Source organism: Streptosporangium sp. NPDC048886 (assembly GCF_055586905.1).
Map to the genome: position 1 here is coordinate 50,848 of NZ_JBVJHH010000012.1, position 15,471 is coordinate 66,318.

A 15,471-nucleotide genomic window follows, 5' to 3' on the forward strand; every position below is an offset into this window, starting at 1 on the left:
GAAGGGGCGTCCGGGGACGATGAGGGATGCCCGTCCTGCGGTGAGCTGTCCGGGCGGTGGCGATGCCCCCAGGTCCGGCCGCCCGGTGGGGCCGGCTGAGGACGATGGGGGACGGTGGGGAAGTTGGGAGACGGTAAAGGACGTCCAGGGACGACAGGGGACGCCTGCTCTGCGGTGGGCCGTCCGGACGGCTCACCGTTCCGTGGAGGGGCCGTCGGGGATGGTCCGGAGTCCAGGTGGGGTGGGTCCCGAATCCCATTTCATGATCATCGATACTGTGATCCGGGCTCGGTATCCTCCTGGCGGGCCGTCATGATCGAATGGTTCTGCCCTGGATCACGCGCAACGGGGTTCGGAGGTGTCAGGTGGCTCTCTCTGACGGGAGCGGCGACGTCCGCGGGACCGGCGAGGCCGCCCATCACCGGCGGCCGGTCGCCGACGGCGGGCACGCCTACCGGCCGGCCGGCGCCGATCAGGGGCCGGTCACCGACGTGCCGCACGCCTGTGTGACCGGTCGCGGAGGCACCCTGCCCCAGGCGGCCGACCTCGCCGACCGGCTCACCGTCGCGGCCGACGGCCTGTGGATCTCCAAGCACACCGTCGAGTGGGGCCGAGGGCTGCTCGCCGGGGACTCCGCCGCCACGGGATCACCGTCGCTCCGCGCCCGCTGCCCCGTCTGGCCGACCTGGCCGGGAAGGTCAGGGCCATGCTCCGCAAGGTCCTGAGCAGCGTCGGGCACGTCCTCAAAAGCCTCTTCAAGACTCCCCGGGCCAGGAGGGTCGACACCGTGGCCGGCCGTCTGCACGACCGCTGGCGCGCTCCGCGCCGGCTGGACGGCGGAGGCTACGAACCCCGGATCAAGACGACCACGGACCGGGCGTGGGCGGAGAAGCACGGCACGGACCGGGTCGACATCGCCAACACCGACTACAAGCGCCTGCCGCGCGACTGGCAGAAGGAGAGCCGGGACTCCGCGGACGTGGCGGTCAGGCTGGTGCGCGACGGCGAGAAGCGGGGAGCGGACCTGAGAAGCGAGAAGTTCATGGAGGAGGCCAGCGAGGAAGTGCACAAGGAGTGGCTCAGACGGAACGGGGAATGGGCTCCGGCCGAGCAGCGGCTGCCGTACCGGGAGCTGACGGAGCCGGAGAAGGAGAAGGACCGGGAGGTCGTCCGCGCGGCGCTCGGCCGCTGAGCGGCGAGCCCGTCGTCACCCTGGCCAGGTCTCGATGGCAGAGCGCGCGCCCGCGGTCCCCGCCGCCGCACCGGCCGGGCCTCCGCCCGTGCGCCGGAGGGCTCCGACGTCGGGACCCTCCGGCGCCGCCGGTGAACGGCGTCGCTCCTACGAGACCTGCGGCGCGGGGCGGAGCCCGAAGGCCACCGCCGGGTCGAGCGCGCCCCGGACCAGGAACATGTCGGTCCCGTAGGCGTTGGACACGCCCACCGTGGCGCCGCCGTCGCGGACCCGCTCGTCGTCGGGCAGATCGCCGTACTGCAGCAGGATCCGCCCGTCCGGATACAGCACCGCCTCGAACGGGACGCGCAGCCCGGTGTCCCGGAGCCCGACATCGCGCCACTCGACCGCGGACCGCCGGTCGGCTCCCTGGCCCACCGTCGCCGTGAGCACCGCGGAGCCTGCACGCAGATCCCGCTCGACCTCTGAGGTCAGGCGGAACGCCCGCCCACCAGGTCGCAGAGCGACTCCAGGACCCGCCGCGCCGGCGAGTCGGGGAGTCGCTCCGCGGCGGCCCTGGCCCGCGCGGTGTGGCGCTCGGCCTCCAGGCGGGCCGAGTCCATGCCCGGCGAGGCCCGCAGCAGGTCGAGCGCCTCGGCGTGCAGCGCGGGGTCCGCCACGGGCCCGGTCCCCAGGATCTCGCGCAGCCGTACGGCTCCCGGCTCCCGCAGGGCGTGCAGCATCGGCAGGGTGACCAGGCCGGCCCGCAGGTCGGTGCCCTGCGCCTTGCCCGAGCTGACCGGCGGCGACAGGATGTCGATGAGATCGTCGGAGAGCTGGAAGGCGACGCCGAGGGCCTCGCCGTACTCCGTCAGGGCCTCGACGACCCGGTCGTCCGCGCCGGCGCAGATGCCGCCGAGCCGCACCGCGAGCGCGATCAGCGCGGCCGACTTGTCGCGGACCACGTCGAGGTAGTGCTCGACCGCGTCCTCGCCGGGCCTGGGCCCCGCCACCTCCCGGACCTGGCCCCTGACCAGCCGCTCGAAGGCGTGCGCCTGCGCTCTCCTGGCGGGCTCGCCGAGGTCGAGGCTGATGGTGGCGCCGCGCGCGAACAGGTGGTCGCCGACCAGGATCGCGATCGTGTTGCCCCAGCGGACCTGGGCGCTGGGCACGCTGTGCCGCAGCGGCGCCTCGTCCATGACGTCGTCGTGGTAGAGGGAGGCGGCGTGGATGAGCTCGACGGTCACCGCCGCGTCCAGCACCGACAGGGTCTCGTAGTCGCCGAACTGCGCGCCGAGCAGCACGAGCAGCGGCCGCCACCGTTTGCCGCCCGCGTCGAGGAGATAGCCCGCCGCCTCGGCGATGAGCGGGTCGGGGGAGTCGGCGGCGACCGCGCGCAGCCGGGTCTCCACCTCCTCCATGCTCTTGCGCAGGTGCTCGGCCAGCTCGCCGCCGGCTGGGAGGAGGTGCTCCAGTGCGGATCCCCGCATATCCGTCTCCCCGAATCATGAAATTTCAGGACTGGGGTGGACTCTAGCGCTTCAAGATCGGGTGAGCGGCCGGGCTGCCGCCCCGGCCGCGGCGGCCCACGGTCAGGAGCCGAGGTGGCCCGCGGTCGCGGTCAGGAGCCGCGCTGGTCTACGGTCGCGGTCAGGAGCCGAGGTGGCCCGCCGTCAGGACCAGCGGCTGGATGGACTCGCGTAGGGCCGGACTCATCGGGCTCGGCCGCAGCGTGGCGGGGTCCAGCCTGACCTGGACGCGGCGGCCCTCGGCGTGCACGACGCCGTGGTCGGCCGACAGCACGCGGAAGCCGTACACCACGCTGGTCGTGCCGAGGTGCTCCACCCAGAAGTGCACCGCGGCCGTGCCCACGGTGCTGATCGGCACGTGGTAGGTGATGGAGAACTCGCGCACCACGAAGAAGATCTCGGCGAAGTGGGGACGGGTGGGGTCGAAGGCCCAGCCGTGCTCCGCCCAGTAACCGGACAGGGCCCGCTCCAGCAGCAGGACGTAGCGGGCGTTGTGCACCACGCCCATGGCGTCGAGGTCCTCGAAGTGGATCTGCACGGGCTGGATGGGCCCGATCTGCAGGGCGGTCGTCATGTCAGGCCTCCGGGAGGATGCTGGGGTCGGTCGCGAGCGCCCGGAGCCGGTCGAGCACGGCGCGGCGGGCGTATCGGTGGCTGTGCTCGTGGTGGAGAAGGTGGGTGTGGACGACCACGGCCGCGCCGAGCGCCTCGATCTCGAAGGCGAGCAGGCCGGGGTCGGTGCCGGGCCGCAGCTCGCCGAGCTCGACGGCCCGCCCGGCCAGCCGGGTCAGCAGGTCCATCCAGCTGTCGACGGCGGTGGCGATGGCGTCGTGGACCGGGCCCGGCCGGTCGTCGAACTCCCCCTCGACGGCGCCGAAGAAGCAGCCGCCGGGCAGCTGCGCGGAGGCGTAGAAGGCCAGGCGGTGCTCGTGCAGGGCCCACAGCTTGCGCACCCTCCCGGGCACGCGCAGGGCCGGCTCGATGATCTGATCGACCCACTGCTGCCGGGCCTGCTCCACGATCGCGAGCTGAAGTGCTTGTTTATCCGGCCAGTGTGTGAAAAGTCCGGACTTGCTGACGCCGAGAGTCTGGGCGAGCCGGGCCAGTGACAGGCCGTCGAGCCCTTCCACCGAGGCCAGCCGGACGGCGGTGTCGAGCACCGCCTGGCGGGTCCGCTCGCCGCGCTGGAGCCGTCCGTCGATCATGCCGTCACTCTAGCAAACAATATGACCGACCGGTCGGACTTATTTTTGGACAGCCCCGGGCCCGGACCCCGGACCCGCGCGGGGCGGCCCCAGGCCGTACGGGCCGGTGGCTCCGTACGGTCCGGACGGGCCTCAGGTGCGGAACGGGCCGCTGACGCAGTAGGTGATCCCTCCGGAGGAGGATCCGGAGGTGCCGCGCTGGGAGGAGAAGTAAAGGCGGTTGCCCGTGGGATTGAAGGCGGGGCCGGTGATCTCCGAGGAGCCCTGGCCGTTGATCCGCAGGAAGGGGGAGACCTTGTCGTCCGGGGTGATCAGGCAGATCTCCATGTTGCCGCCGTCCTCGGCCACGTAGAGATCCCCGGAGGCCGAGCCGGTGACGTTGTCCACCCCGGTCAGCGGCGCCGCGCCGGGGCTGACGAGGCTGTCGTCGTAGGCGAGCTCGTAGGTGCCGGCGGCGACGTCGACCTGCCAGACCCGGTTGTCGCCCTTGGTGGTGAACCACACGGTGTCGTTGGCGTAGTGGCAGCCCTCGCCGCCGTTGAAGGACTTGGAGCCGGAGACCTGGCTGCGGGTCACGGTCGGGGAGCCGTCGGGGTCGGGGACGTCGGCCCAGGTGAAGGCGCCGGAGGTGGCCGAGCCCGCGCGGAGCACCTGCAGCCTGCCGGACGACAGGTCGCCCCAGGTCGCCGGGACGAACCGGTAGAACCGGCCGTCGGTCTCGTCCTCGGTCAGGTAGACGACCTTGCGGACCGGGTCGGCCGCCGCCGCCTCGTGCTTGAAGCGGCCCAGGGCCGGACGTTGCACCGCGGCGCCGCCGAAGGGGTGGGTCTCGTAGACGTAGCCCCGGCTGACCTCCTCGCACGACAGCCAGGTGTTCCACGGCGTCGCGCCGCCGGCGCAGTTCTGCCGGGTGCCCGACAGGATCGAGACCGCGGAGACGACGCCGCCGCCGGAGTCGAAGCGGATCGCCGAGGCGCCGCCGCCGGGATTGACCTCGGAGTTGGACACGTAGATCCATCCGCCGCCGTCGGCGAAGCAGGCACCGCCGTCGGGGGCGCTGTGCCAGATGTAGGAGGTGCCGGGGACCGTCTGCCCGGACCGGGCGATCACCTGGCTGGTGAAGCCCGCCGGGAGCCGGATGCCGTTGCCGTCGGCGGCCAGCAGGGGCCCGTAGGGGCCTGGGGCGTTCTGGGCGGGGGCCGCGAGGGCGTCCTGCCAGAGGCTGCCGGTGAAGGCCAGGGCGCCGGCGCCGAGCGCCGAGGCGCGGAGGAATGTACGACGTTCCATTGACGGACCTCTCATGTGAGGATCAACAGGACCGTTCCCCGATCGTCCCGAGGTTGGAAGCACCGGCGAACGGCCGTCCGTGCGCACGGTTAACGGGATATGTCCTGCCCGTACTGATTGCCCGCCACGCCGTCCGCGGGGTCCAGCGCGGCCCGGGTGCGCTCCGGCGCGCACCGACGGCACGGTGGCGACGGACAGCATCCGCGCCATGCACACCGTTCGTCCTTCCGTACGGCATTCGCGAGGAAGTAGGCGCGGTATACGATCGGCGGATGACCGACATCCGGCTCCGCCGTGGCGCAGGCCTCGCCGGGTGAGCGCTCCGCGGCCCGTCCTGAGCAGGGATCTCATCGTCGCCGCCGGGCTGCGGATCCTCGACGCCGAGGGGCTCGACGCGCTGAGCATGCGCCGGGTCGCCCAGGAGCTCGGCACCGGCCCCGCCTCCCTCTACGCCCACGTGGAGAACAAGGAGGAGCTGCTCGATCTGGTCTACGACGAGGTCATGGGTGAGATCCGGACCCCCGAGCCCGAGCCGGAGCGCTGGCTGGAGCAGCTCAGGGAGCTGGTCATGGAGACGTTCCGGGTGTTCGGCTCCCACGCCGACATCGCCAAGGTCGGCCTGTCCACCGTCCCGGCCGGGCCCAACGCCCTGCGGGTCGGCGAGGCGCAGCTGGCCATCATGCTCGCCGGAGGGGTGCCGCCCAAGGTCGCGGCCCTGATGGTCGACCGGCTCGGCCTCTACGTCTGCTCCGACGCCTACGAGGGCTCGCGGCGCGCCGGCGGCGGGGAGCCGGCCAGTTTCATGGGGGAGCTCTCCGGCCAGATCGGGGAGTTCTGCCGCAGCCTGCCCGCCGACCGCTTCCCCGACCTCGTCGCCCAGGTCGGCAACCTGGTGGACGCCCGCGGCGTCGAGCGTTTCGAGGTCGGCCTGGACCTGATCCTGCGCGGCCTGCTCTCCCATGTCGAGGCGGCGGGTCCTACGACCAAGGGCTGACCTGCGGGACCGATGCCCGGAGCGGGGCGGTGCCCATACAGTCCGATCATGACTGCTACGACGGTTCTCGCCCCATCTGAGGGGATATTTGCCCAGCGTTACCGCGCCCTGACGGTCGGCATGGTCGCATTGATCGTCCTGGTGGCCTTCGAGGCGCTCGCCGTGGCGACGGCCATGCCGGTCGTGGGCCGCGAGCTCGACGGGCTCGCGCTGTACGCCCTGGCCTTCAGCGGGTCACTGGCCGCCGCGATGGTCGCCACCGTGCTGGGCGGGCGCTGGGCCGACCTCCGAGGACCGGTCGCTCCTCTCTGGGCGGGGGTGGCCGCCTTCGCCGTGGGGCTCGTGATCGCGGGAGTTGCGCCCACCATGGACCTGTTCATCCTGGGCCGGTTCGTGCAGGGCTTCGGCGGAGGGATCTTCCAGGTCTCGATGTACGTGCTGGTGTCACGGATCTACCCGGCGGCCATGCACCCCAAGGTCTTCTCCGTCTTCGCCGGAGCCTGGGTGGTGCCGTCCATGGTCGGGCCGGCGATCACCGGAGTCGTGGTGGAGCAGCTGGGCTGGCGCTGGGTCTTCCTGGGGGTGCCGCTGCTCGTCGTCCCCGCGGCCCTGCTGCTGTGGCGGGGCCTGTCCACCACGCCGGCCGACGACGGCCCCGAGGTGGGCGAGCGCACCCCCATCATGCGGCGGCTGGGCTGGGCGGCGCTGACGGCCGTGGGCGCCGCGCTCATGCAGTACGGCGGAGCGGCGCGCGGCGCCGGGCTGATCCTGCTGGCCGCCGGGCTGCTCGTCCTGGTGCTCACGCTGCCCCGGCTGCTGCCGCCCGGCACCCTGCGCGCCGCGCGGGGCCTGCCCTCGGTGATCGCCCTGCGCGGGATCGCCGCCGGCACCGTCTTCGGCGGCGAGGTGTTCCTGCCGCTCATGCTCACCGGGGAGCGTGGCCTGTCGCCCGCCCAGGCCGGGATGGTGCTCACCGGTGGCGCGCTCGCCTGGTCCTTCGGCTCGTGGGTCGTCGGGCGCAAGCGCTACGACCGGGTCCTGATCCTGCGGACCGGCCCCGCCCTGATCGCCACGGGCATCGTGCTGATGGCCCTGACCGTCTTCGCGGCCGTCCCCGTGGCCCTGGCCTTCGTCGGCGAGGCCGTGCTCGGGTTCGGCATCGGGATCGTCTACCCGACGCTGTCGGTGCTCGTCCTGGAGCTGTCGCGCCCCGGTGAGGAAGGCGAGAACAGCGCCTCGATGGGGATCGGGGAGTCGGTCTTCACCGTGGTCACGGTCGCCGTCGTCGGCGCGATCGTCGCGGCCTTCGGCGCGGCCGGGCCCGTCTACCTCGTGTGCTTCGCGCTGACCGCGCTCATGGCGAGCACGGGCGTGCTGGTCGCGGGCCGGTTCAGGGACTGACCCCGTGGCACTATGGGAAGAACGCCGCCCTCCTCCGCGTTGAGGGGGAGTCCCGCCTCCGGGCGGGATTCGCGTTTTCCGAGCAGAGATGAGGGAAATTCATGCCGCGCGTGCGCGAGCTTGAGATGTTCCGCCTGGTCCTGCCGTACGGCAGGCGGCCGGAGAGCATCCTCGTCCGGCTCACCGACTACGGGGGCATGACCGGTTGGGGAGAGGTCGTCGACCCCGACCCGAAGACCTGGGCCTCCCTGGAGGAGGGGCTCGCCCACGCGCTGATCGGCGTCGACTGGGAGCACCCCGACGAGCTGGGCGCCGTCCCCGGCGGCCCCGCGGCCGACATGGCCTGCTGGGACCTGTGGGCCAGGATGCGCGGGGTGCCGCTCTCCCACGCGCTGGGCGGCAGCCGCACCTCGCTGATGGCCACCGTCAGGATCGGCGCCGAGCGCAACCTGGAGAGCCTGGTCGCGCGGGTCAACCGCCATGTCTGCGCCGGCTACGCCCACATCACCCTGGACGTCCACCCCGGCTGGGACATCGAGCCGCTGCGCGCCGTCCGTCAGGCGTACCCGGCGCTGGGCATCGGCGTGGACGCCCGTGGCGCCTACACCGACGTCGGCGCCCTGGAGGCGCTGGACGCCTACACGCTCTCGTCCATCGAGCGCCCGTTCGCCGGTCTCGCCGACCACGCCGAGCTGCAGGAGCGGGTCGCCGCCCCGGTCCTGCTGGAGGTGTCCTCGCTGGCCGAGCTCGACGAGGCCGTCCTCGTCGGAGCGGGCCGGGCGCTGCTGCTGCGCCCGGCCGTCCTGGGTTCCCTGCGCGAGGTGCGGCGGGTCCACGACCGCGCCCTGGCGGCGGGCTGGGAGATCGCCTGCGCCGGTGGCCAGGGCACCGGCCTGGCCCGGGCGGCCACGGTGGCCGCGGCCAGCCTGCCCGGCTGCGGCCTGCCCTGCGACGTGGCCGAGCCGCCGCGCAGCGCGCAGATCGTCACCCCGCCGGTCGGCGCCTCCGGCGGCGTCGTGGCCGTGCCGCTCACCCAGCCGGGCCTCGGCCACACCGTCGACGTGGCCCGTGTCCGCCGTCTGGCCAAGGAGTCCTACGCCGCCTGAGCGCCGCCGGCGCTCTCCGGCAGCGGGGCGCCGGCCGGCGTCGTGGAACACGGGAAGGTCATGATCGGAGCCCGACTCTCCTTGATATGACAAATGGTGATGTGTGACACCTGGATGATGACGGCCGCGATGGCCGGAGGCGTGCCCGGACGGCCGGTGGAGAACAGCGCGGAAACGGCGCCGGAAAACACCTGTGACGCGGCCTCGGCGGCGTTTTCCACCGCGTCGACGTGTCCTTCGAACAGTGACGTCCGTTACTCCGATTCTGTCGGGTGGAGTAGTCGTTTCGGCGTGAGATGGAATGACCGAAATATCAGACCAATCCGCTCTCGTGGTTATAGCTCCAAGGGTAGAAACGCGATGCCGGCGGCGTCTTGGCCTTGCCGGCATAGACGATCTATACCCGGTGTGGTATTAATTTTTTCTTTCATCACGGGGTCCTGGAGAGGACGGGGGCGGCGTGGCCGAGCCGATGGTGCCCAATCCCCGGCACGCGGAGCTGCAGCGCCTCCTCGTGGAGGCCGAGGGCAGGGCTCAGGACGTACGGCAGGCCTATCAGCGCGCCTCCTCGGCGATGCGGTCGGGGAAGGTCTGGACGGGGCCGACCGCCGCCAGGTGGACCACCGAGCTGGAAGAGCGGCACCAGCGGCTGGGACGGCTCGCGCAGCGCGTGGTCGACGCGATCGAGGAGGAGCTGCGCCGCACTCCTCCGCTGGTGACCGAGTCCCAGGCGAACGCCGCGCGCCGGGAGATGGCCGGGCGCACATGACCGTCGTGACCATGAGGGGGAACGCTCCATGGCACCCACCGCCGAGTTCTGCGGCATCGATCCCGAGGGGATGGGGCAGCTCGCCACCTCCTTGAGCGGTGCGGCCGACCGGCTGACCGCGTTCAGCAAGGAGTTCGAGGGAAAGCTCCGCCAGCACGGGATCAGCACCCCCGCGCTGCGGGAGATCGCCGACATCGCCGACTGGGGCGGCACACAGGTCTCCATGCTCCACGGCCGGATCGATCTGATCAACGACCTGGGCAAGGGCGCCCCGGAGCTGGGCGGCGGAGGCGACCGGTCGCCGCTCGTCCGCCTGCCCGACGAGCTGGAAGGCTTCGAGACCGCCCGAGGCCTGGCGAGCATGTACGGCAACGACATCCTCGTCAACCACGGCGGCGAGCTCCAGGCCGCGCTCATCCACGAGCACGCCGACGAGGTCGCCAAGCTGGCGGAGAACCCCCAGGCCGCCGCCGCCTTCTTCGCCCTGCTGCCGGCGAAGGCCCGCGACAGCCTGGCGAGCCTCATCGCGAGCACCGGCAGCAAGACCGCCAAGAAGGACCTGGCCGCCTTCAGTGCGGCCCTCGGCGCCGCCCTGCGCGCCCCCGCCCTCATCCCGGCATTCGCCAAGGTCAGAAACGACCTGGTGAAGCCGACCGACAAGACCACCGCCTGGAACCGGCTCGCTCTGCTCAAGGGCGCCAACGCCCCCTCCGGCGTCCGCAGCGTGGCGGCCCGCGGGCTGGTCCTGGACGGTTTCACCAAGGATCCCCGCCAGGACCGCCGCGCCGTCGGCCCCATCGAGACGAAGGCGTACGGATACTCCTCCGACCTGGTCGCCATGGGACTGGAGGTGCTCGCCGGAGACGGCGCCGCCGTGCGGGACGCGTTCACCAAGATGGGCGGTACGGACGTCAAACTGAGCCAGGTCGACAAAATGAAACAGCTCCTCGACTATGCCCAGACGATCGACACCGGAGACGAGGTGGCCGACGCCTTCGGTCGGGTCATGGAGGCGGGCGCCGAGGCCACGACCGAGAAGGCCGGCCAGCACAGCCCGGCCGCCGCCGCCTTCACCCTGGACGCGATCAGAGCGGCGGGCTCCTTCGGACAAAATCTGCCGTATACAGCCAAGGAATCCATGGGAGTGATCGCGAAGTCGTATGTGCATGAGTTGATTTCGGGCGGGCGCTTCGACAAGGCCGTGGATCGGGCATCGGGGCTGAAAGTTCCGGAGCATTGGAAACCTCTTCCTGGGGTGACCCCGGCGTTCTACCTCAGTCCCGGCGACACCTCTCAATTCATGAAGACCTTCGTCGGTGAGAAGAAGCTCGCCGACGAGTTCAACTCGACGGTGGCGAGGTTCCGCCATGACACCTTGCTGACCGCCGCCCGTCTGGACGCGCGGAGCGACAACAATTATTTCCGTGACATCTCGATGATGTTCGGCGACTTCGGTAGCGTCGCGTTCAGGACGACGGTAGACGTGCTCGGTGAGGAGGACGCGGTTGCCGACCTGGCGCGCGACTTCACCAAGAACACCGCCGGGTTTTTCCTCGGTGGGATTCCTGTCGTAGACCAATTTGCCGAACTCGGATGGGATCTCGCTCAGGCATACATCGTTAGCTCTCTCTCGGATGACTGGGCCGACAGCTTCGAGACACAGGTCGAAGCGGCCACCGAGAAACGGTCTGACCTCGCTAAACGCATGAAGTACGACATAGCGCATCTTCTCCACAGCGGCGGATACCCGGCGAGTGAACCTCCCAAGGAGCTCATCAGCGCGACTACCGGCGCCCTAAAGACATATGACGAGTTCGTGGTCGAAGCCAGGCGTGAGGTCACCGGTGACGGGAAATGGGAGCAAAAGCTCCAGGAGAAGCTGGCCGTTTACGAGGCATGGATGGACGGCAACGGAAAGCTCGATGATAAAATTGAAAACTCCTCACGGGCCCAGACCAGCGATTTGGCTGAGAACCTACTGAAGGCCCGGACCGGTGACTGACGTGGTCGATTCTCTCAGCGTTGCAGACAGACGGTCTGCGCGTGCAGCCGCCAGGTCGGGGCTTCTGGTGCCACATACACGTTCACGATGATCCCTATCTCCTTGCTGCCATGGATGAATCGCCCTTCCGGGGCGTCTGCCTGGCTTATGTCATATTCCATTCGGTAACCCAGGGTTTGGGAAAGGGTGTTTTCCATGAGCCTCTGGGCTCCGTCCAGGTGAGAGTCCAGCACTTCTTCCTTGCCGCGCTGGTAATCGGCCGTTGCCCGCAGTACCCGTCTGAACCCATCCTTGGCGCAGGGAATGTCCTTGTCCGGACGCTGCAGGATGCGCAGCTTCTTGAGTGGGTTCTTAAAGACGTCGTCGACCTCCAGTTGCTGGGTGTCTTTCTGTAGCTGCGCTGCCACTTCCTTCAATGAAGGCTCGGAAGTGCATCCAGACGCCACCATCACCAGCGCCAAACCGATGGCCAGTAGGCGGGCGACGCGCATTCAGTACCTCCGGGGTGATGGTTTCCGAGACGTACCAATCTTCACCCACTCGGCACGCTTCCGCCACACCCTTCCCGTACCTGGTTGCCGGGGATGGCCGTCTTTGAGGCGATAGCAGGCCTTGCCTCTCGACCTCGAGGCGGCCTTGTCGTCACTGGCCAGAGTCGCGATTCGTCCGGCCGGCGGCTCGCCTGTCGTCATGATTCCCCCTTCCGGATGCTTTCAGATGTTTATGATCCGGGTGTTGAAGAGCACTGTTGTATCCATGTGTGGCCTGGTTTCTCTCTGTTAGAGAAAGTGACGAACTGCTTTCTTCCTCGTGCTGTCGCAGAGAGAGTGTCTGTGTCTAGAATGATTTACCGGCGGTTGGTCGGCTATCGGATCGACAATCCAGAGTAGAGCGGATAATAACAGTCGTTAGTCTACCTGGATCGAGTTCGGTGTCATCGGTCGGCATTAAGTCCATTTTTTCTAATTCGAGAGGAAATATGATGGATGGTGCCCCTCTCTCGACCCGGGTCCCCTCGCGTGCGGTTCGGCGCCGAGATGTGTCGCCTGCGGGAAGCCGCACAGCTCTCGCGGACTGCCGTGGCCTCCCGACTCGGCTGCACCCAGACCCAGGTGTGTCGCCTGGAGAAGGCCACCCGCACCCCGTCAAGGTCCGACGCTGAACGACTGGACCGCCTATTCGAGGCGGCCGGCAATGTCTCCTTCACCCGGCTTTACCAGAGCATTGTCGCTTAGAAGCCCTAACAAAATGATCTAGGAATACCGGTGATCATCTACAGGTTGATCACCTATGTGAGGAAGGGCGAGCAGCCGCCGTGGATCATCCCGGATGAGTTGTGGGCGCGGTTCGAACCGTTGTTGCCGGTCTTGCCACGCCGTACAGATCATCCGGGCCGCAAACGCCTGGACAACCGGAAGGTCCTGTCGGGCATCTTGTTCGTGCTCTACACCGGTATTGCCTGGGAGTTCCTGCCCCAAGAGCTGGGCTTCGGCTCAGGGATGACCTGCTGGCGGAGGCTACGGGACTGGCATCAGGCCGGGGTGTGGCAGAAGCTGCACGGACTACTGCTGGCCGAGCTGCATGCCACGGGCAAGCTTGACTGGTCCAAGGGGGTGATCGACAGCTCCCACATCCGGGCGCTGAAGGGCGGCCCAAAACAGGGCCGAGCCCGGTCGACCGCGCCAAGACGGGCTCCAAGCACCACATCATCGCCGACGGCAACGGCATCCCCCTCGCACTCAGCCTGACCGGCGGCAACCGCAACGATGTCACCCAGCTCATGCCGCTGCTGCGGGCAATCCCGCCGGTGCGTGGCCAGCGGGGTCGGCCCCGCCGGCGACCGAAGGCGTTGTACGCCGATCGGGGCTATGACCATGACAAGTACCGCCGGATGGTCTGGGCCGCAGGGGTCAAACCGGTCATCGCCCGCCGTGGCACCCCGCACGGCTCCGGCCTGGGTAGGCATCGCTGGGTGATCGAGCAGACGATCGCCCTGTTGCATTGGTTTCGCCGCCTGCGCATCCGCTGGGAGATTCGCGACGACATCCACGAAGCCTTCATGACCCTCGCCGCCGCCATCATCTGCTGGCGACGCCTCATCCACTGATCGTTCCGATAGGACTTCTCATAGCAGTCGGGCCCGCGCAGCCTCACAGCGGGATCTCAGCACGTCGATCTCACAGCCCGGCGCGAACGGGTCGAAGCCGTGCTCGACCAGCCAGCGAACATTCAGCAGGCTTCGCAACGACCACCACGCGCGGATCACGTCGAGGTCGACGTCGGTGCCGTAGCCGGCGACGACGTCGCCGAGGTGCTCCTCGTGCCCGAGCGTCAAGGTGGCGAGGTCGTACAGGGCATCACCTTGGCCCGCCTCGGACCAGTCGATGATGCCCGTGATCCCGTCGCCGTCGACGAACACGTGATCGATCTGCAGGTCGCCGTGCGTGAAGGCCGGTGTCCACGGCCGGAGCGCGGCCTCGGCGACCTGGCGGTTGCGGGTGACCAGGTCAGCGGGTAGGACGCCGTTCGTCACGAGCCACTCGCACTCGCCATCGAGATCCGCCGCCAACTCGTCGAGGCCCCGGCCGGCCTGGCCGGGCCTGGGCGGCAACGGCGCGTCGTGCAACCTCCGGATGGCGGCGCCCGCCGCGGCCCACGCCGCCGGGGACGCGGTCGACGGCTCGCCGAGGCGGCCGAGCGCCGTCCCCGGGACTGCGGCGATCGCGAGCACCGGCGGCTTGTGCCACAGGACCTTCGGGGTCGGGACCGGCGCCAGGGCCATCGCCTCGACCTCGACGTCGATGCGCGCCTGATCGGCGTCCACCTTCAGGAACACGTCGCCGACGCGCAGGGTCGCGCGCTCGGAATGGGCGACGACCATTTTGACCTCATCCATGGGCGACCAGTATCCCGGTGATGATCGTCGACGTCACCGGGTTTATCGCGTGCGATTGCGCGGCTGACCGCGTCCCGCTACCAAGCAGCCTCGTGCGCGACACCGACCGCTGACCAGGTCAAGTCCACCACTTTTGTTAGGAGCCCTTAGTCCCGCAGCCCGGCCTGGTTCCACGACTGGGCCGAGGAGATCGAGCCCACCGCCCTTGTCCTCCGCTCTTGGGACCCTCTTCTCGTCCCGGGCCTTCTCCAGACGGAGTCCTACGCCCGACACATCTTCAACCTGGAGCCCCGAGCAACTCCCGAGGCGGTGGAGGAGCGAGTCCAGGCTCGGATGCGGCGGCAGCAGATCCTTGATCGGGACAATCCTCCCTTCGTCCCTGTGCTTATCGACGCAGGCGTGCTGCGCCGAAAGGTCGGTGAAGCCGAGGTGATGTGCGGGCAGCTCGATCACCTGCTGAAAGTTTCTGAGCGCCCATCTGTCTCCGTCCAAGTCGTCGACCCGGAATGCCTCCCCGGCTTGGCCGACGCTTTCATGATCGCTGAGCTTCCGGGCGGGCAGCCGATCACCATCCACGCAGACTCGCCAGCTCAGGGGCACGTCACGAATGACTGTGAATTCGTAGCTTCCATTCAGGAACGATATGAGGCGATACGACTGTGGGCCTATCCTGAGCGCATATTCCTCAAGATGATCGAGGAAGTGAGACGCGAATGGACCTGAGCGCCGCCATCTGGCGGAAGTCGTCGCGCTCTGGAGACAGCGGTGGCCGGTGTGTGGAGGTCGCCGCCAATCTCCCCAGGGTGGTCGCGATCCGCGACAGCAAGAACCCTGACGGTCCCAAGCTGCTCTTCACCCCCGCCGGGTGGGGAGCGTTCATCGGCGGCGTCAAGTCCGGCGAGTTCGACCGCTGATCTGGTCTCGGTCAGGAGAAGCCGTCCATCCTAACCAGGAGGCCGGTCCTGGCCGAGATCAGGGCAACGCCACCCTCTTCATCGATGTCAGCCCGTCAGAAGAGAGCCCCGTCCGGCGGGAACAGGCCGTCCCCGACTCATCCGGGGGCACGCCGGAGGATGAGGACGCGCTGACTCATTGGCAGGATCTCCGGCGT

Annotated in this window: 19 protein-coding genes; 11 read left to right on the plus strand and 8 right to left on the minus strand. The window is 69.3% G+C overall.

Annotated elements, in window-relative coordinates; genetic code table 11:
• The first annotated feature begins 365 nt into the window (after nucleotides 1-365).
• Together ACZ6R6_RS16610 and ACZ6R6_RS16615 are read left to right on the plus strand one after the other, a co-directional pair.
• Nucleotides 366-725, plus strand: coding sequence for a hypothetical protein (locus ACZ6R6_RS16610; protein WP_470094142.1), 360 nt, complete (start codon nucleotides 366-368; stop codon nucleotides 723-725).
• Complete coding sequence (locus ACZ6R6_RS16615) at nucleotides 707-1,192, plus strand: hypothetical protein (protein ID WP_470094144.1); 486 nt, start codon at nucleotides 707-709, stop codon at nucleotides 1,190-1,192. Before ACZ6R6_RS16610 ends, ACZ6R6_RS16615 begins: the two co-directional genes overlap by 19 nt.
• Nucleotides 1,193-1,339: 147 nt before the next feature.
• On the opposite strand, the gene ACZ6R6_RS16620 is transcribed toward ACZ6R6_RS16615, so the two are convergent.
• The 5 genes from ACZ6R6_RS16620 to ACZ6R6_RS16640 all read right to left on the minus strand — a co-directional run bounded on the left by ACZ6R6_RS16620 (nucleotide 1,340) and on the right by ACZ6R6_RS16640 (nucleotide 5,192).
• Entirely contained in the window at nucleotides 1,340-1,624 is a 285-nt protein-coding gene (locus ACZ6R6_RS16620) for a hypothetical protein (protein ID WP_470094146.1), read from the minus strand.
• A gap of 38 nt (nucleotides 1,625-1,662) precedes the next feature.
• Entirely contained in the window at nucleotides 1,663-2,661 is a 999-nt protein-coding gene (locus ACZ6R6_RS16625; protein WP_470094148.1) for a polyprenyl synthetase family protein, read from the minus strand.
• A gap of 160 nt (nucleotides 2,662-2,821) precedes the next feature.
• Nucleotides 2,822-3,274 (minus strand): acyl-CoA thioesterase, encoded by a 453-nt coding sequence (locus ACZ6R6_RS16630; protein ID WP_470094149.1) that lies wholly within the window; start codon nucleotides 3,272-3,274, stop codon nucleotides 2,822-2,824.
• A gap of 1 nt (nucleotide 3,275) precedes the next feature.
• The gene (locus tag ACZ6R6_RS16635) at nucleotides 3,276-3,905 is read right to left on the minus strand and encodes a TetR/AcrR family transcriptional regulator (RefSeq protein WP_470094151.1); all 630 of its coding nucleotides are present in this window, start codon (nucleotides 3,903-3,905) and stop codon (nucleotides 3,276-3,278) included.
• Between the two features lie 132 nt (nucleotides 3,906-4,037).
• Nucleotides 4,038-5,192: an alkaline phosphatase PhoX gene (locus tag ACZ6R6_RS16640; protein ID WP_470094153.1), complete on the minus strand. Its 1,155-nt coding sequence runs from the start codon at nucleotides 5,190-5,192 to the stop codon at nucleotides 4,038-4,040.
• 313 nt (nucleotides 5,193-5,505) lie between these two features.
• On the opposite strand from ACZ6R6_RS16640, the gene ACZ6R6_RS16645 reads away from it, so the two are divergent.
• The 3 genes from ACZ6R6_RS16645 (at nucleotide 5,506) to ACZ6R6_RS16655 (ending at nucleotide 8,693) form a co-directional block, all read left to right on the plus strand.
• Complete coding sequence (locus ACZ6R6_RS16645) at nucleotides 5,506-6,186, plus strand: TetR/AcrR family transcriptional regulator (RefSeq protein WP_470094155.1); 681 nt, start codon at nucleotides 5,506-5,508, stop codon at nucleotides 6,184-6,186.
• A gap of 48 nt (nucleotides 6,187-6,234) precedes the next feature.
• A complete protein-coding gene (locus tag ACZ6R6_RS16650) occupies nucleotides 6,235-7,587 on the plus strand; it encodes an MFS transporter (protein WP_470094157.1) in 1,353 nt (450 codons plus the stop codon).
• Between the two features lie 101 nt (nucleotides 7,588-7,688).
• Nucleotides 7,689-8,693, plus strand: a complete 1,005-nt coding sequence (locus ACZ6R6_RS16655) for an enolase C-terminal domain-like protein (RefSeq protein WP_470094159.1) — start codon at nucleotides 7,689-7,691, stop codon at nucleotides 8,691-8,693.
• On the opposite strand, the gene ACZ6R6_RS16660 is transcribed toward ACZ6R6_RS16655, so the two are convergent.
• Nucleotides 8,681-8,914 (minus strand): hypothetical protein, encoded by a 234-nt coding sequence (locus ACZ6R6_RS16660; RefSeq protein WP_470094161.1) that lies wholly within the window; start codon nucleotides 8,912-8,914, stop codon nucleotides 8,681-8,683. The genes ACZ6R6_RS16655 and ACZ6R6_RS16660 overlap by 13 nt on opposite strands.
• 239 nt (nucleotides 8,915-9,153) lie before the next feature.
• Here ACZ6R6_RS16660 and ACZ6R6_RS16665 point away from each other — a divergent pair, with 239 nt between their 5' ends.
• Nucleotides 9,154-9,462, plus strand: a complete 309-nt coding sequence (locus ACZ6R6_RS16665) for a hypothetical protein (protein WP_470094163.1) — start codon at nucleotides 9,154-9,156, stop codon at nucleotides 9,460-9,462.
• Nucleotides 9,463-9,532: 70 nt separating this feature from the next.
• Nucleotides 9,533-11,464, plus strand: coding sequence for a hypothetical protein (locus ACZ6R6_RS16670; protein WP_470094164.1), 1,932 nt, complete (start codon nucleotides 9,533-9,535; stop codon nucleotides 11,462-11,464).
• Nucleotides 11,465-11,478: 14 nt separating this feature from the next.
• On the opposite strand, the gene ACZ6R6_RS16675 is transcribed toward ACZ6R6_RS16670, so the two are convergent.
• The gene (locus ACZ6R6_RS16675; protein ID WP_470094166.1) at nucleotides 11,479-11,955 is read right to left on the minus strand and encodes a hypothetical protein; all 477 of its coding nucleotides are present in this window, start codon (nucleotides 11,953-11,955) and stop codon (nucleotides 11,479-11,481) included.
• A gap of 495 nt (nucleotides 11,956-12,450) precedes the next feature.
• On the opposite strand from ACZ6R6_RS16675, the gene ACZ6R6_RS16680 reads away from it, so the two are divergent.
• Together ACZ6R6_RS16680 and ACZ6R6_RS16685 are read left to right on the plus strand one after the other, a co-directional pair.
• On the plus strand, nucleotides 12,451-12,699 hold the full coding sequence (locus tag ACZ6R6_RS16680) for a helix-turn-helix domain-containing protein (RefSeq protein WP_470094168.1): 249 nt from the start codon (nucleotides 12,451-12,453) through the stop codon (nucleotides 12,697-12,699).
• 84 nt (nucleotides 12,700-12,783) lie between these two features.
• Nucleotides 12,784-13,571, plus strand: a protein-coding gene (locus ACZ6R6_RS16685) for an IS5 family transposase (protein WP_470094521.1) whose coding sequence is annotated in 2 segments (ribosomal slippage) — nucleotides 12,784-13,117 and nucleotides 13,117-13,571 — 789 coding nt in all. Because the reading frame shifts where the segments join, the coding sequence is not laid out codon by codon here.
• A gap of 18 nt (nucleotides 13,572-13,589) precedes the next feature.
• Here ACZ6R6_RS16685 and ACZ6R6_RS16690 read toward each other — a convergent pair.
• On the minus strand, nucleotides 13,590-14,360 hold the full coding sequence (locus ACZ6R6_RS16690) for a phosphotransferase family protein (RefSeq protein ID WP_470094170.1): 771 nt from the start codon (nucleotides 14,358-14,360) through the stop codon (nucleotides 13,590-13,592).
• Nucleotides 14,361-14,549: 189 nt separating this feature from the next.
• On the opposite strand from ACZ6R6_RS16690, the gene ACZ6R6_RS16695 reads away from it, so the two are divergent.
• Both ACZ6R6_RS16695 and ACZ6R6_RS16700 read left to right on the plus strand, forming a co-directional pair.
• Complete coding sequence (locus ACZ6R6_RS16695) at nucleotides 14,550-15,083, plus strand: DUF5753 domain-containing protein (protein WP_470094523.1); 534 nt, start codon at nucleotides 14,550-14,552, stop codon at nucleotides 15,081-15,083.
• A complete protein-coding gene (locus ACZ6R6_RS16700) occupies nucleotides 15,074-15,274 on the plus strand; it encodes a DUF397 domain-containing protein (protein WP_470094172.1) in 201 nt (66 codons plus the stop codon). Before ACZ6R6_RS16695 ends, ACZ6R6_RS16700 begins: the two co-directional genes overlap by 10 nt.
• The last annotated feature ends 197 nt before the right edge of the window (nucleotides 15,275-15,471 follow it).

Bases quoted from the DNA above. Each gene is read 5' to 3' on its own strand.
- ACZ6R6_RS16615 (WP_470094144.1), top strand. From the start codon at position 707: ATGCTCCGCAAGGTCCTGAGCAGCGTCGGGCACGTCCTCAAAAGCCTC.
- ACZ6R6_RS16625 (WP_470094148.1), bottom strand. From the start codon at position 2,661: ATGCGGGGATCCGCACTGGAGCACCTCCTCCCAGCCGGCGGCGAGCTG.
- ACZ6R6_RS16630 (WP_470094149.1), bottom strand. From the start codon at position 3,274: ATGACGACCGCCCTGCAGATCGGGCCCATCCAGCCCGTGCAGATCCAC.
- ACZ6R6_RS16635 (WP_470094151.1), bottom strand. From the start codon at position 3,905: ATGATCGACGGACGGCTCCAGCGCGGCGAGCGGACCCGCCAGGCGGTG.
- ACZ6R6_RS16640 (WP_470094153.1), bottom strand. From the start codon at position 5,192: ATGGAACGTCGTACATTCCTCCGCGCCTCGGCGCTCGGCGCCGGCGCC.
- ACZ6R6_RS16650 (WP_470094157.1), top strand. From the start codon at position 6,235: ATGACTGCTACGACGGTTCTCGCCCCATCTGAGGGGATATTTGCCCAG.
- ACZ6R6_RS16655 (WP_470094159.1), top strand. From the start codon at position 7,689: ATGCCGCGCGTGCGCGAGCTTGAGATGTTCCGCCTGGTCCTGCCGTAC.
- ACZ6R6_RS16670 (WP_470094164.1), top strand. From the start codon at position 9,533: ATGGGGCAGCTCGCCACCTCCTTGAGCGGTGCGGCCGACCGGCTGACC.
- ACZ6R6_RS16675 (WP_470094166.1), bottom strand. From the start codon at position 11,955: ATGCGCGTCGCCCGCCTACTGGCCATCGGTTTGGCGCTGGTGATGGTG.
- ACZ6R6_RS16680 (WP_470094168.1), top strand. From the start codon at position 12,451: ATGGTGCCCCTCTCTCGACCCGGGTCCCCTCGCGTGCGGTTCGGCGCC.
- ACZ6R6_RS16690 (WP_470094170.1), bottom strand. From the start codon at position 14,360: ATGGATGAGGTCAAAATGGTCGTCGCCCATTCCGAGCGCGCGACCCTG.
- ACZ6R6_RS16700 (WP_470094172.1), top strand. From the start codon at position 15,074: ATGGACCTGAGCGCCGCCATCTGGCGGAAGTCGTCGCGCTCTGGAGAC.